Source organism: Moorena sp. SIO1G6 (assembly GCF_010672795.1).
GTDB lineage: Bacteria > Cyanobacteriota > Cyanobacteriia > Cyanobacteriales > Coleofasciculaceae > Moorena > Moorena producens.
The window spans coordinates 49,752-65,670 of sequence record NZ_JAAHFZ010000008.1; the positions used below are offsets into that span (position 1 = coordinate 49,752).

A 15,919-nucleotide genomic window follows, 5' to 3' on the forward strand; every position below is an offset into this window, starting at 1 on the left:
CCAATCTATTTTGATTTGGGTTTAATGCCATAACAAAGAGTGCGATCGCTTTCATCGATTTCAGCATTGTGCTTGAGATAATCCCCTACCCAATCACAAGCCCGACTCAGAAGGTCATTGAAATCTAAACTTATATCCATATTCCACATAATCACATTGCCACTGGAGTCAGATGAAGCCAGGATTTTGCCATCGGGACTGAAACTGAGGCTAAAAACGCCATCATTATGTCCAATCAGAGTTTCAATTTCTTGCCCCTTCAAATTCCAGAGTTTAACCGTTTTGTCACCACTAGCCGAAGCAATCATCTTGCCATCTGGGCTGAAACTAACGCTAAACACCTTACCCTGATGCCCTTTGAGAGTTCGGATTTCTTTACCGTCTCTACTCCAAAGTTTAACCGTTTCGTCCTCACTACCAGAGACAAGCATCTGACTGTCGGGACTAAAACTGACACTCCAGATCACATCATCATGACCTTTGAGGATAGTAGGAGTTAAGCAAAAAGGCAAAAAATTTGTGTTATGGTCTGATCCAACTGCTGCTTTTAAGTTTGCTGCTTTTAATTTTGCTGATTTTAATTCACCATTACATAAATTTCCCCGACTCCAAAGCTTGATAGTATTATCATCACTACCAGCAGCAATCATCAGACCATCGGGACTAAAATTAACACTTCTAACCGCAGCCCTAAGCTTTTTCAAGTTTTGGCTTTCTCTTCCTTTAAAACTCCAAAGCTTGACAGCTTGATCCCAACTGCCAGATACAATAGTCTGACTGTCAGGGCTGAAACTAACGCTAAAGACTCGAGCCCGATGCCCCTGGAGTGTTTGGATTTTTTTACCATCCTTACTCCAAAGTCTAACCGTACTATCCCGGCTACCCGTAGCAATAGTTTTGCCATCCGGGCTAAAACTAACACTAAAAACTGCATCCCTGTGGTTTTCTAGAACATTTGGAGTCAAACAAAAATCCAGCACATTGATAGTTTTACTAGACCTTCTCTCCCCTAATCCTTGCTTGCTACAGGTATAATCTAAATGCCATAGTTTAGCAGTTTTATCTTCACTAGCACTAGCCAAGGTTTTGCCATCTGGGCTAAAACTAACACTCCAGACATTACTCCTATGACCCTTGAAGGTGCGAGGTGTTTTGGCATCTAAGCGCCAGAGTTTAATCGTTTTATCTTCACTAGCACTAGCCAGAGTCTTGCCATCTGGGCTAAAGCTAAGGTCATAAGCCCCAGCCTGATGCCCTCGCAAGGTTTGGAGTTCCGAGCCATCAAGGCTCCAGAGTTTAACGCTTTTATCCCGACTAGCAGAGGCGAGGGTTTTGCCATCCGGGCTGAACCTGACGCTTCTGACTCCAGCTAATTTCTTTGGAAAAGTCTTCAGTTCCCGACCATCAAGGCTCCAGAGTTTGATAGTCTTATCCTCACTAGCAGAAGCAATCATCTTGCCTTGGGGTGAGAAACTGACGCTATAAACCTCAGCCTTATGCCCCTTGAACGTTGCCATACTTCTGCCGTCCAGGTGCCAGAGTTTGATAGTGTTGTTACTTCCAGCAGAAGCCAGAATTTTGCCATCCGGACTAAAGCTGATGCTGCGATATCCAGCCGCAATCCCCTCAAACGTTTGGAGTTGCTTGCCATTGAGGCTCCACAGCTTGACAGTATTATCGTTACTAGCCGTAGCCAGCATCCTGCCATCGGGACTGAAACTGACGCTCCGCACTCCACGCTGATGTCCTTTAAACGTTTTGAGGTTTTTCCCGTCTAAGCTCCACAGTTTGACCGTCTTATCCTGACTAGCTGTAGCAATAGTCTTGCCATCTGGGCTGAAACTCACATTCCAAACGGTACCGTTATGTCCCTTCAAGGTTTGGAGTGCCTTACCGTTGCGGCTCCAAAGTTTGACAGTATGGTCTTTACTAGCAGAAGCAATCAGATTACCGTCAGGGCTAAAACTAACACTAGTCACCCAACTGTCATGGCCTACCAAACGGTTGTATTCTCTAACCCAAGACACTGCTCCGTGCAATGCTGTCCTAACCAGACTCTCAGTTTCAGGTTTTACACTGCGTCTCTGTTTTTGCAGTTGCCGTGCAGCCCTGATTGCTTCGATCAGGGCATCAAATTCCTGATGTGATTTTCTCAGAGCCAGTGAATATCGACTCAGAGCATTAATGTGACCAACGCTTACCGTTTCTGCTCGTTTCCATTGCATGAAAGCAACCAAGCCAAAGCCAACAGCTGCTGCAAATGCTGCACTCATCAAAGTAAGGGACAACCGTAAGATGACTAATCGACGCTTTTCCTGTTTTCTCAAAATCGATATGGCATCCCGACTTTTAGCAATATATTCCTTGTGTAAAGATGTCGCAGTCGGCTGTTTATCATTGGTCTCGGCATCAAGCAACCATTGTTGGGCAATAGAAAATTCGCTGCCACGCAACAGCAAATCTGTATCTTGGTGAGACTGCTGCCATTCCCTAGCTCGTTGCAACCATTTGGTGTGACTGCGCACATGCTCTCGGTCAGTATCAAGGGTTCTGACCAATTCACTGAAATTGGGATAAAAATCTCCTCGATGCCTATTGAAATCAATCCACTGGATGCTAGCTAATCCAGGATGTAGCACTGTTGCTGGTACCTGTGTAGAAAGCACAGTCACAAACCGTTTATTTAATGTCTGAGCATAGTCTACCTCCCCAGCACAGTAGGGTGAATTTACCGAAGCAGGGGAAATAATAAATAAGAAATTATCAGACTGTTCAATTCCCCGATATATTTCCTGCTGAAAATCACTGCCCGGAGGAATACTTTCTTGGTCAAACCAAGTCGTTTTACCCTGTAACTGCAATGCCTCATTTAACTTCCTAGCCAAATCTGAATCAGTACGGGAATAAGAAATAAAAACGTCTAAATAAGATTCCTTTGGTTGATTCGTGCTAGCAGCAATAAATTCTTGATGTAATCCTAGTGGTGGATGTTCGACACGTTGCCGATTTACTTTCAGCCAGTTTTCGTAATAGTTTAAATTGTGACCCCGCAATAAAATGCTAGAATTGCGGTTTTGGCTCAACCATTTGAGCGCTTTGACTAACAAAAGCTTATGCTCTTCGTAATAGAGAGCATCTTGATTTAATTCTTTTAATAATTGAGCAGCCATGAAGCGGTAGTTTGCTTCATTGTTATACTTAGTAAAATCTAGGAATTGTAATGAGCGAATTTTTGGTGGAATTTGGTCGATATCCGTGTATTCAATCAGTAGGGATATAATCCGTTTATTGTGAGCAAAGGCGTGTTCAAGTTCTTGCTGACAGTATTTTGATTGAATCGAATTGGGTGAAATTAAGTAAATGAGATTATCAGCTTCCTCGATTCCTTGGTTAATTGCCGCTTGGAAGTCTATACCGGTTTTAATATCAGTTTCATGTTTCCAAATTGTGATTCCTTCCCGCATCAGATTTTGGCAAATTTTATCCTTGATATCTTTATCTTTATCAGAATAAGATATAAATACTTGGGTCATTAAATTATTGGCATTTTTGATGCTTTCACAAATAAACTCACAATGTAAATCCGTTGGCACACAAGGAGCCTGCTCTTTTTGAAACCGCACCTTTAACCAAAATTCAGCTTGAATCCGTTCTGATTGGATTAACAGGTGGTTAGTTTGTTGTTGATTTCTGTCCCACTCCAGAGCTTTCACTAAAAACCGAGTATGCTGTTCTACATAATCAGCATGCTTACGGATGGAATTCATTAATTGTTTAAAGGAGGCTTCAAAATCGTTGATTTTATCTTGGAAATAGATCCAGTTCAGTTTACGGATAATCGTAGGAATTTTATCCCGAGGGGATTTAACATGCACTAAAGGAATAATGCGTTTATTGTATTTAATAGCCAGTTCAATTTCTTTGAGGCAGTATTTTGAATTAACGGCATGGGGGGAAATGATAAAAATGAAGTTATGATTTCTCTCAATGCCATTATCAATCTGATGCTGCCAATCGACAGCAGGCGGAATGTCCTTCTGGTCAAACCAGACAGTTAAGCCCAATTGTGTTAGTCTAGCGTCAAGTTTAGTAGCAAAGGCTTTGCTGTCAGCACGTCCGTAAGAGATGAAGGCATCGAAAAATGTAGTCATTTGTCCAGGGGTCTAAGTGAGGAGATCTACTTAACACTACACTTGTAACACCCTGGATTTCGTAAATCGAGCAAGCTTGAAGAGTTGTGAGAAGGAAATAGGGGCAACGAATGGGTAATGGATGGGTAACGGATGGGTAACGGATGGGGAGCAGGTGAACAATGGTCAGGATTTAGGTGTCACCTCAGATGCTCTGCCCATGGGCTGAACGATTACCACAATAAAGCCAACCTGTCAAGGTTATTAATGATATCATTTCGTATCCACTTTCTGAGACGGAGATGGGTTTTTTCCCTTAGCCTCCGACTGCTCGGTTTCACCATAGAGTTCTGCTAGTGCATCATTCATCTCTTGCACCCAACCTACATTTTCGCTTTGGATGGTTTTCTCTGTACTGATCACCAATAACTCAAATTTCTCCAATTTTTCCTGGTCTGAGAGACCATGCCACCAAGTGCTTATATCGTACAAATCATCAGCTGCTTGGTTGTAGGCAATCAGCGTTGTCTCAACCCGTTTCAATTCCAGGAAACTAGAAAATGCCGCAGCTAAGGCTGTAGTGACCGCCACCCAGGTGTCTTCACCGAGCGCCACCAGAAATGAACCCACACCACCCAAGATATATACTCCCCACTGGTAGCCATGCAATTGTATGTCAAGTTTCCTAGTTCGCTTTCGGTACCACTTAAACTGGTCTTCCACTCGCCAGACTAGGTAGTTTTCGGGGGTTAGGTCAGAAAACTTATCGTCTTGATTATGCTGTTGAGCTTCCTGACGTTTCTTGTCGTTGCTTTTCTTGTCTTTGCTTAAGGATGAGCGTTTTCTGCGGGAAAGTTCCCCCTCGTAGGGGCTAAAACTAGTGTGGTGAACTGTGGTTCCCTTTAGCCTTTGACTAATCACCTTGACCTTACGTGCCAGCTTAGCATCCCGGGACGTGTTATCACTGTATTCCCCAACTTGCGCACGGTAACAGTAAATTTCCCTTTTAATTGCCTCGGCACTACCCCGTAACAGAATCCAATTGCCACCTTTGTCGAACTTAACTGCACCTGCTAGTAGTACACTTAGAGCAATTGGCACTAGTAGAAGAACGTAGTGAATCACTTTGACCGTGTGGTGTGACTCAGTGAGGCGTTCTACCAACATTGAGTGGACCACAGCTAGCAAAGTAGCCAACACACTCAATACCAGAATTCCTATCCGCAGCAGAAAGAAACGTTTCTGAGCCCCTGTGGCATTTTTGCTATAGGTACGCTGACGTTCCCAAGCACGTTTGAGGGTTGGGCTTGGCCCAGGGGAGTATGTAGCCTCAACTTCTGACGTCATGACAGTCTATGTGCAGTCTATGTGCTTTAGTCTATGTGCTTTTTACCAAAAATTTTGGGTAATCGCGCCCCGTCCTTGTAGGACGGCTTTTCCATGTGCTATAATAAAACCATAAGTAATAAACTAATATTTAGATAGGTATTATCTAATCATAAGTAGACAACGTAAAAAATATGTATTAGATACGTATTGCGTAATTTGGTCTAACGGCTTTAACGTCTATGAAAAAATTAGATAAGAAAAAGTATCTGTCTATCCATATAAAAAAGGTACGGTGGGGCACACCGAAACCTAGGTCAATGATCTAAACGCTCGGGGAGATTTGTCCTCTACTTTTCCTGGCTCCGGCAAGGGATAGCAAGACGAGTCGTAGAGCCAAGAATCCCCGTTCTTCAGCGGACGGGGAGTGTCAATGTGTACCTTGACTGTCTCGTCAGTCCCTCCATGATGATTTTAGTCAATTCACTGAATGGTTGTGAGAGGTCATAACAGGTCAAGTGATTTTGTTGTAAGTGATTTGGTTGTAATAGTTCCGTAACAGATTCTCGTGCTTCTTGTTCTGGATAGCTTACTGCCATAGTAATTTCATCTGCCAACCGACCACTGCCGCCAAGAACTACCAATGGTCGTCCAGCTTTCTTGTTTTCAAATAAGTCTAGCAAGGTAATCGCCCCACCGTTAGCCATTACTGTGACTGATGGCTTTCCGTCTGCCAGGGTAGTAGCTATACGAGCCAACCAGGGGGATTCATCACCCCAGGTAGACCCAGGAATCAGCACAAAATGAGTATGATGTGGCTCCAGTGATGTTTCACCAGAATACGAGGGGGGTGCATCAGGAAGCGCAATCTTGCCCACTGGGGCAATACCTACTAAGGGAAAGGTGCCAGCAATCTCAGCACGAGCTTGCCCCATCATCTGCATTACCCCAGTATCGGTACCACCATCCACCACACATGCTCCCAGGGTTTCAGCAATGGGAGCTAGTACATTGACAAACAACAAGCGCAGACGAGCCATACTCATATCACTCATATTACTTGCCCCCCCGACTACCACTAGAACCGGACGGGAGCCGTGAAGACCGATTTGGTTCAGGGCAGCAGACAAGTCCACAGAATGATCCAGTTGAATAGCACAAGCTGTTTGCCCATTCTTGAACGTGAGTTTGAGAGGCTGGTTATTTAATAACTGCTTGAAGATGAGATGGTTTGGCTTGTATCCATCCTGGGACAAAGCACCGGACTTAGCTAAAACCCTCCTCTTGCCCAATCGGGGGGGAGCGATGCCTGCGCATCTAGCCATTACGACCTTTTGGTCATCTGTTCGCTTTTGCTTTGTCTTGGCAGATAGAAACATTTAAAATCACCTATAGTGGTCTATAATATTCTATCTGCTAGATCATGCTCAGGGACATCAGCTGATCAGACATCTCGAAATTGGCGGTGACATTTTGTACATCCTCCAAGTCTTCCAGGGCATCCATTAATTTCAAAAGCGTCCGCGCCAGATCTGGGTCAGTCACTTCCACCGTATTACTAGGAATCCAGCGCAACTGCGCCTCACTGACCTCAAAGCCCTGATTTTTCAAAATTTGACTCAGGTTTTCCAGGTTGCTAACTTCTGTAAATACCTCAGCCGTTACACCTTCGGAATCCTCGTTCAACTCATAAGTTTGAGCTCCCCCTTCAAGGGATGCTTCAAACAAATGGTCTTCTGTGATATCACCCGTAAGCGTAACGACACCATTTTGCTCAAACATCCAACTAACGCAGCCTGTTTCACCCAGATTGCCACCATTTTTAGTAAATGCTGAGCGCAGGTCAGCTGCTGTCCGATTCCGATTATCAGTAAAAGCTTCTATCAAGATAGCAATGCCTCCTGGACCATACCCCTCATAGCGAATCTCTTCGAGATTGTCACTCTCATTGCCTAGGGTACCGGCTCCTTTTGCGATCGCTCTTTCAATGTTCTCATTAGGAATCCCTGCTGCCTTAGCCTTTTCCACCGCTTGCCGGAGCTGAAAATTACCCTCCGGATCCGGGATGCCATTGCGAGCAGCTACTATAATCTCCCGAGAGATTTTAGCAAAGGTCTTACCTTTAACTGCGTCAACCCTCGCTTTCTGACGCTTAATATTTGCCCATTTACTATGTCCTGCCATAACGGTTAAGCTGATTACAACCCAACTAACAAAATACCTCCACTTCTTGGTTTAAGCATATAACCTACCCAAGTCATTCCATAATATAGAATATTCTTTCTCCTAGGATAGCTACTAACTTAAGGAAATAAAGTCCATGGTAAATGGTAGATGTTAAATGGTTCTTGGTCAAGGGAGTAGCCCTTTAGAGATTAGGGGTAGGATTACTTGCACTGTAGTGTGTTCTCCTAGTGTACTATCTATTGTTAATTTACCACCGTGTAACTCAACTAGACGTTTAGCAATCAGCAGCCCCAACCCTGAGCCTTGTTGTTCGTAAAGGTTACCTTTAAACTGTAAGTCAGCTTCCAATTCTGCCATTTCAGCTTCAGATATTCCTTGTCCCTTGTCGTGGACTGACAAGATCAACGTATTCTTTTCTGAATAGCTATTGACCCAAACAGGTGTTCCCTCTTGTGAGAATTTAAAGGCATTATTAATTAACTCTTCCAACATTTTATTAAGTCGGTTTGGCGACATAGCAATAGTAGCCTCTTCCCAATCTAATTGCAAATCCGCAACCCGTCCTGTTTTTTGAGCAATATTCTGAATCAAATTAGCCAGAACCGGATTAGGTAATTTACTGGTAGTCTTTCGCAGATTTTATTATTTTTTGGAATCTGTAGCGTTCATTTCAAGCTCTGCATAAAGTCAAAAGTTCTGAATTAACCTTAATAACCGTTCAGCAGACTGATGGATATCTTCTGCCATAGTCTTAATTTGATATCGTTCCAAACTCTACCATTTCTCCATGATTAGTTTGGAAATATCCAGAATCCGATTTAGGGGTTTATCCATTTCATAGAGCAAAGACAGTTTAATATGGCTGCGCAAATCATCCAGTTTTTTATCTTTTTGCAACTCAAGGGCAGCTTGCTTTTACAATCGAGTAGTAATTGCTCCTAGTAGTTCTACTCTAGTAAATGGCTTGGTCAGATAATCATCTGCTCCTAATTCCATTCCTTGGCGCTGATCAGTTTTTTCAGCTCTAGCTGTGAGAAACATAAAAGGAATGGTTGCCGTAGCAGGATGTTTGCGCAACGCATGCAATACCTTATAGCCATCAATTTTTGGCATTATAACATCTTAAATAATAAATTTAGCGTTTATAATGGTCTAACTCGATACTAATCCGACCATTCCTACCAGCAATCTCCTCAAAATATTTAGCTTCCAGTAACTCCAGTATATTTTCTCGTACTGAAGGTTCATCTTCAATTAACATAATTTTTGTTCTTACCATTTTTTTGCGCTTTGTGAAACTAATCTAATTGACTTGAGGTAGTGGGAAGCCAATACCGCTATTGAGTAAACGTTTAAATTCCGACGCTGGTAAAGCCCTACTAATCAAATGACCCTGAACTCGATCACATTTATGAGAATAAATAAAATCCAATTCTTCTTGAGTTTCTACTCCTTCAGCAATCAGTTGTAGATTTAAACTTTTTGCCATTTGTATAATAGCCTTAGTAATAGCAGCCTGGTTAGGTTTCTGCACAATATTACGGACAAAGCACTGATCAATTTTGAGAACGTCAAAGGGAAATTGTTGTAAATAGCTTAATGAAGAATATCCGGTACCAAAATCATCAATTGCAATTTCTAAGCCTAGGTTTTTTAGATCATTTAACTGACGAATAGCCGTCTCAGTGTTTTTTACTAGTATACTTTCAGTTAGTTCTAGTTCTAGAGTTCGATAGGTTAACTCAGTTGACTGCAAAATCTTGACTAAATTATGGTAAAATTCCGGTTTATTAAATTGACGACCTGATATATTTACTGCTATACGAAAAGAGGTATATCCATCATTTTGCCAGACTTTAGCTTGCTGACAAGCCTGCTGTAATATCCATTCTCCAATGGATAGAATTAGACCCGTTTCTTCCGCAATCGGAATAAATTTTGCTGGTGGAATCAAACCAAGTTCTGGATGATGCCAACGTAATAGAGCTTCAGCACCAACAATTTTTCCTGTCTCGAGACTGATTTGGGGTTGATAGTAAACCTGGAATTCTTCCCGTTCCAAAGCATAGCGTAAGCTACTCTGCAAGGTAAGATGATTTGAAGAATTGACATTCAAGGCACTGGTGTAAAACTGATATTGATCACCACCGTGACGCTTTGCCTGAAGCATCGCCTGGTTGGCATGATTGAGTAATTGTTCAACGTCTTCACCATCACGGGGATAAATTGCAATACCAATACTGGCGGTTATAAAAACTTCTTGATCATCCAGAACGATGGTTTGATAGAGGCTCTCAAGAATGCTTTTGACAACATTTATGACATCTTTTTTGTGTTGAGCTGTGGCTATAATAACGGCAAATTTATCGCCATTTAAACGAGCAACTGTACCCTGAATATCCACACAATTAGTGAGGCTTTCAGCCACAAATTTTAGTAAGTAATCTCCCCAAAAATGACCCAGATTATTGTTAACTTGATTAAACCGATCTAAACCCAAACACAGAAAGGTAACCAGTTTTTGATTATCGTCGATGTGTTGTTTTACTTGCTTAAACCGTTCTCGCAACGACAGGCGATTAGGTAGGTTTGTCAAGCTGTCATGGTGGATCAAGTAATTGAGTTTATTTTTAGCTTCCTGAAGTTCAGTATTGTAATGCTTATGAACAGCAGCTTTTTTTTTGAGTCTACTGGCAATTGACCCTAGGAGCTCTGCTCTGGTAAAGGGTTTGGTAATATAGTCGTCTGCCCCTAGTTCCATACCCTGACGAAAATCATTTTTAGCCGCCTTTGCGGTTAAAAAAATAAAGGGAACTGTTGCCATCATTGAGTCTTGACGCAGGGATGTTAAGACACTGTAACCGTCCATTTCCGGCATCATGACATCACAGATAATTAAATCTGGGATAGTTCCTTTAGCTAAATTAACACCAACACGACCATTTTCTGCTCCAATGACATCAAACCCTTCAGCGTCCAGGAGTTCTATAATGTTTTCCCGGACAAACTCTTCATCTTCAATAACTAATATTTTTCTCATCATTAATTTGATAGCACGTAATATATTGGCAGGGTTACAGTAAACGTTGTACCGACAGTTACCTCACTTTCTAGATCAATTTGACCTTGGTAGATATCGAGACACTTTTTGACAATTGCCAGTCCTAAGCCAGTGCCGGTAATTGTACCGACATTCGTACCTCGATAGAAGGTCTCAAAGAGTAGTCCTTGGTCTTCTTCAGGAATACCAATACCTTGATCGCTGATTTTAAAGATAGCCTGATTGGCAGAGCAAGTGAGTTTAATCTCAACCGTGCTACCTTTGGGAGAATACTTCAGTGCATTACTCAGCAAATTCTCCAAAATTTGCCTAAGCAATTTTTCATCCATATACGGTCGGGCGGATGAGAACGAACTAGCCGCATTATTTCTTCCATGATTACTACCTAATTTATTTTCAAACTTTTCTAAGCTATAAGTAAATTTTATTGTGTGATAATTTCGGTCATTAAGCTGGATTTGATAAATTAAATCGGTGCAAAAACTTTCCAAGTCTATCGGGGTTAATTTTAACTCTATTTTACCAGATTCTACCTGGCCAATCAGCAATATATCATTCAAAAGTCTGGTCATATGTTGAACCATGTTTTGAATGCGATGTAGGTGATTATTTATTTTATATTCTGACCATTTTGTTCCGTAATGTTCCAGTAACTCTGCTGATGAATAAATCGTGGTTAGAGGGGTACGAAATTCGTGAGATGTCATGGTAATAAACCGGGATTTTAGCTCCCCAAGTTGTTTCTCTTTAGCCAGTGCATTTATAATTTCTACTTCCGTTTCTTTCCGTTTAGTGATATCTCTATCAACCCCTCGATAACCACAAAACTTGCCAATACGATCAAAAATTGGTACACCACTGGTTTCCAGAACCACTAACTGACGATTTTTGTGAATTCTGGTATTTTCCAAGTTGCTAAAGGGGTGTTTTAAAACGGTAAAGGAAGCCAAAATTTCCATCACACGTTTTGCCTCTTCCTGTGACATTAAGTCAAAGGGAGTTTTGCCAACTACTTCTGATGGTTCATAACCGAGTAAGTCCCAGACTTTGGGACTAGCGTAGGTATAGACAGCATTTTCATCCATCTCCCACATCCAATTGCTACTAATTTCTACAACATTACGAAACCGCTCTTCACTCTGCCGCAACTGCTCTTCTGCCTTCTGGCGCTCAATAATCTCCCCCTTGAGTGCTTGGTTCGCTTTCCTCAGAGCAGCGGTACGTTGTTGAACTCTGACTTCCAAAGCATCATTGACTTGTGCTAGGGTGAGTCGTGCTTCAATACGCTCAGTGATATCCTGGACAATAACAGCAACTTCATCTAACCCACTTTTAACAATACGAGCCTCAAAGTAGCGGAGTTTACCATCTTGTCTGATTGGGGACTCAATAACTTGGATCTCATCACTTTCTAGGGCTATTTCCACATGCTCCCAAATTAATCCTGCTACCTCAGTGGGTAAACAGTTATGTAAATGTTTCCCAATACAGTTATTGGTGAGAAACAGCACAGGGTTTTCAATGGCCGCTTTCCAATCCAAGTAAAAGCCATCCCGATTGACACGAAAGATTACATCTGGTATCGCTTCTAAGAGGGCTCGGTTTCTAGCCTCGCTTACTTTTAGTGCAGACTCTTTTTGTTTAAGTTCTTGGCTTTGTTTTTGATAGAGTTGCTCAAGTTCTTGGTGGGTTAGGGCAATGGCAAAATGATCGGCGATCCCTCGGATAAAGGCAATTTCTTGGACTGTCCATTCTCGTTCGTGATCGCACTGATACAAGGTGATACTACCTAGACAAGACTGCCCATGCAGCAGTGGCACCATCATGATGGTACGGAGGTCACATGGATAGGTTAATTCCTTCAGTTCTGGTGGGAGTTTTCCCTGGGATTCAGGAATAATCAACGGTTTGCCCTGAGCTAGCCAGGAGTGATAACTCTGAAAGAGGTGGCGAAATACCTCGATCAGACATGGCTCGCCTGTACTCTCCACTGATTGGGTAATGGGAAAGCTAACTTGATGAGTTGCCATAGCTGGAGGGTGGTGAGTGGGAAACATTAAACAGCCACTCACTTGCAAGATTTGATGTAATTGATTAGCTATGGTGGGTAGCAATTCATTGAGGACTAACGTCCCCCTTGTAACCTGGGCAATCTGGTTAATCATTTCCGCTTGGACTTTCAAGAGGTGATAGTCCACTCTTTGATGTCCAGTGCTCGATTCCATGGGTGTATGCTCAGGTAACATAACCAATAAAATTAGCTAAGAGCGGAACTGTCTAGCCTAGACTGGACATAGATTCAACCGCCATCAACTCCACGCTGTACGATAATTTTCAGCCCATCCCCACCAATCCCGGGGATTTGAGGTCAGTTGTCCATTGTCAGTTGTTTTGCACCTACTAGCTTTTAGCTATGGGCTAAGTGCTAATTACATGCATGCAACTGACCATTGACCACTGACCATTGCAAGGCGTCGATTCATGCCCATACCAAGAAAATAGGGGCAACACTCGCCGCCCAACCTTAGGTGATGGTAAGATGTTATACCACCACTAGATGCCTAAATTGTTGCACAGTCTTAATTTCTAGCCCTCGTGGAAACTACGGTGTCTTAGCTAGTTTGTCTATCTTGACACCTGTAAATTCACGAACAGTTAGTGTATCATTGGTCTTTGGTGATTAGTTATGGGTCATTAGCGTCCCTCAGCTAAATTAGCCCTAGGTCTTACCCGTTCGCGCCACTGTCGCCCCTTGGGCGAAGGGAAGTGTGAGATGATGAGTCAAAGGAGACTATGGCTGTAGACTATTGACAAAAAAACCTTCGTATGTTATGGAAGCTTATACCCTTCAATTAAACCGGATGACATCTTCTGTCTTACTCAGGTGAGAGGTATCTCCATTCAGTTCCATCACCCACTGTTTTTCTTGGCGCACTAGTTTAACTAAACAGCACAAGGATGCTTTAATGTCTTGTGTGGCACCGACTAGTCCCTGAGTGGTTCCAACTACTGATGGTCCGTGACCAACCAGTAGTAAGTCTTCTGAAAATTGAGCGGTGATACGTTGTGCAGTTTCACCTGTTCGTTTCAGTAAAGCAACACTTGTTTCTGGATATTCAGGGATTACACAGGAAGTATAACTGGTGTCAATTCGCTGAAACTGCTTGTGCAATACTTCATTAGGCAGTCTTTCTGGTTCAGTTGCCATCCACTCAGGATTGAGCCATTCACTTAAACCCAACTCTAGCTTAATGGGTAAATCCAGAATTTCTGCGACTTGGTTAGCCGTTTGGACAGTTCGTAAAAACGGTGAGGCGAATATATGCCGAATTCCTTTTCCTACAAGGCGTTGACCCAGTTGCGCTGCTTGCAGTTCACCATCTATTGAAAGGGGTGGATCATAGGGTCGCTCTGCCTTGTTGAACCATTCGGGGTTAACAAAGTCAAGGCGGTTTCCGTGTCTGGCAATCCAAACAGTTTGGGTCATGTTACCTTACACCCTCTTCGGGAATTTAGTTAAGTTATGTTAATTTTATGAAAATGATTTAACTGGAATCCCACAAAGCTTATCATCTGGTTTGGAAAACCAGCAGGGTCTGCTTTAATTTTCTTAATTTAAATCTCACTGATAACGCCATCGAATTCAATGAAAACCGCTCAGGACTCTACAGATTTAGTTCGTACCTATTTAAAGGAAATTGGTCGTGTACCATTACTGACCCATGAGCAGGAAATTTCTTACGGGAAAAAGGTTAAGCAGTTAACAACCTTAAAGGAAGTCAAAGAGTCCCTTGTCCAACAGCTGGGTCGTGAACCTACGTTTTCTGAGTGGGCAACAGCATCTTGCCTAACGGATTCTCAGTTAAAGTCTAGCATCGCTGTTGGTGAATCCGCTAAACGCAAGATGGTGGAAGCCAATTTGCGATTGGTGGTGGCAGTGGCAAAGAAATACATTAAGCGTAATCTCGAGTTGCTGGACTTGATTCAAGAGGGAACCATCGGCTTGCAGCGGGGTGTAGAAAAATTTGACCCTACCAAAGGCTATCGTTTTTCTACCTACGCCTACTGGTGGATAAGGCAGGCAATTACTCGTGCGATCGCAGAAAAAGGGCGCACGATTCGCCTTCCTATCCATATTACTGAGAAGTTAAACAAAATCAAAAAAGCCCAGCGCCAACTTTCCCAAAAGCTGGGACGAACAGCTACTATCTCAGAATTGGCAATTGAGTTGAACCTCACACCTGATCAATTGCGAGAGTACTTCGAGCAAGCACGTCAACCCCTCTCTTTGGAGTTGCGAGTGGGGGATAACAAAGATACAGAATTGGTTGAGTTGCTCGAAGACACCGGTCCTGGACCAGAAGACTTTGTGAATCAATCGTTAATGCAGCTAGACTTAGAGAAATTCATGGATGATTTGACACCGCAGCAGAGGCAGGTGTTGAGACTCCGTTATGGCTTGGCAGAGGTCGAACCGATGACATTAGCCAAAATTGGTCAACACCTCAACATCAGCCGTGAACGAGTGCGACAAATCGAACGAGAAGCGATCGCTAAACTTCGTAAGCGTCAAGGGGATATGCGGGAATATATCCCAGCTAGTTAATTTGTGCTGAGTCGGTTTAGTCATGAGTCATGAGTCATGAGTCATGACTCATGACTCACAATCACCAATGACTAATGACCAATAGGTGAGAAAATCAGATCCTAGATGGTTCGGTTCCACCCACTTTGCCATGGTCATTTGCCTGTTAAAGTAATTAGAAATACGAAGCAGTAGAGCTAAACAGATAAACATCATCATTGGCTGCCGACTCTAGTAGAAAAACCGGAATTAGCCATCGCTAGGAGGTAAAACGGTGAATAACGCATCCAATCCCAATCATGTTCCTGAGTTCTTTGATAAAGATTCTGACAATAATTTACTCTGGCAGTATGTTCAATCGATGAGTCCAGAAACCATTACCCAGCTGTCTAGACCAACGTCTTCGGAAGTCTATCAGGTGATGGAAAACAATATTATGGGAATGTTGGGAAACTTGCCTTCCCAAGACTTTGGCGTAACTATCAGTACTAGCCGTGAGAATCTAGGTCGCCTTTTGGCTTCAGCCATGGTTAGCGGCTATTTCCTTAGGAACGCTGAACAACGTATGGTTTTTGAGAAGTCTTTGCAAATAGCTGAATCTCAATCTGTGGAGGAAAATTAGTCAAACCT

General features: G+C 42.7%; 12 protein-coding genes. 2 read left to right on the forward strand and 10 right to left on the reverse strand.

Annotation, left to right across the window (positions count from 1 at the left end):
- Positions 1–5: 5 nt before the first annotated feature.
- The 10 genes from F6K63_RS09515 to F6K63_RS09560 form a co-directional block, all read right to left on the reverse strand.
- Positions 6–4,151 (reverse strand): TIR domain-containing protein, encoded by a 4,146-nt coding sequence (locus tag F6K63_RS09515; protein ID WP_071106477.1) that lies wholly within the window; start codon positions 4,149–4,151, stop codon positions 6–8.
- A gap of 252 nt (positions 4,152–4,403) precedes the next feature.
- Positions 4,404–5,477: a DUF4231 domain-containing protein gene (locus F6K63_RS09520; RefSeq protein ID WP_071106476.1), complete on the reverse strand. Its 1,074-nt coding sequence runs from the start codon at positions 5,475–5,477 to the stop codon at positions 4,404–4,406.
- 392 nt (positions 5,478–5,869) lie between these two features.
- Positions 5,870–6,835 carry a TRP family putative cation channel gene (locus tag F6K63_RS09525; RefSeq protein WP_229420203.1) on the reverse strand — a complete coding sequence of 322 codons (966 nt, stop codon included), beginning with the start codon at positions 6,833–6,835 and terminating at the stop codon, positions 5,870–5,872.
- 37 nt (positions 6,836–6,872) lie between these two features.
- Positions 6,873–7,640 carry a YebC/PmpR family DNA-binding transcriptional regulator gene (locus F6K63_RS09530; RefSeq protein ID WP_071106475.1) on the reverse strand — a complete coding sequence of 256 codons (768 nt, stop codon included), beginning with the start codon at positions 7,638–7,640 and terminating at the stop codon, positions 6,873–6,875.
- 168 nt (positions 7,641–7,808) lie between these two features.
- Positions 7,809–8,234, reverse strand: a complete 426-nt coding sequence (locus F6K63_RS09535) for a sensor histidine kinase (protein ID WP_287311862.1) — start codon at positions 8,232–8,234, stop codon at positions 7,809–7,811.
- Between the two features lie 324 nt (positions 8,235–8,558).
- The gene (locus tag F6K63_RS09540; RefSeq protein WP_008189532.1) at positions 8,559–8,756 is read right to left on the reverse strand and encodes a response regulator; all 198 of its coding nucleotides are present in this window, start codon (positions 8,754–8,756) and stop codon (positions 8,559–8,561) included.
- Positions 8,757–8,778: 22 nt separating this feature from the next.
- Positions 8,779–8,922 carry a response regulator gene (locus tag F6K63_RS09545; RefSeq protein WP_229419073.1) on the reverse strand — a complete coding sequence of 48 codons (144 nt, stop codon included), beginning with the start codon at positions 8,920–8,922 and terminating at the stop codon, positions 8,779–8,781.
- Positions 8,923–8,946: 24 nt separating this feature from the next.
- Positions 8,947–10,686, reverse strand: coding sequence for an EAL domain-containing response regulator (locus F6K63_RS09550; RefSeq protein WP_353736731.1), 1,740 nt, complete (start codon positions 10,684–10,686; stop codon positions 8,947–8,949).
- Positions 10,686–12,929: a sensor histidine kinase gene (locus tag F6K63_RS09555; RefSeq protein WP_287311865.1), complete on the reverse strand. Its 2,244-nt coding sequence runs from the start codon at positions 12,927–12,929 to the stop codon at positions 10,686–10,688. The genes F6K63_RS09550 and F6K63_RS09555 overlap by 1 nt, the downstream gene beginning before the upstream one ends.
- A gap of 623 nt (positions 12,930–13,552) precedes the next feature.
- On the reverse strand, positions 13,553–14,191 hold the full coding sequence (locus F6K63_RS09560; protein WP_008189522.1) for a histidine phosphatase family protein: 639 nt from the start codon (positions 14,189–14,191) through the stop codon (positions 13,553–13,555).
- A gap of 159 nt (positions 14,192–14,350) precedes the next feature.
- On the opposite strand from F6K63_RS09560, the gene F6K63_RS09565 reads away from it, so the two are divergent.
- Positions 14,351–15,310, forward strand: a complete 960-nt coding sequence (locus tag F6K63_RS09565) for an RNA polymerase sigma factor, RpoD/SigA family (protein WP_008189520.1) — start codon at positions 14,351–14,353, stop codon at positions 15,308–15,310.
- A gap of 253 nt (positions 15,311–15,563) precedes the next feature.
- Positions 15,564–15,911: a DUF760 domain-containing protein gene (locus F6K63_RS09570; protein ID WP_287311867.1), complete on the forward strand. Its 348-nt coding sequence runs from the start codon at positions 15,564–15,566 to the stop codon at positions 15,909–15,911.
- Positions 15,912–15,919: the final 8 nt, after the last annotated feature.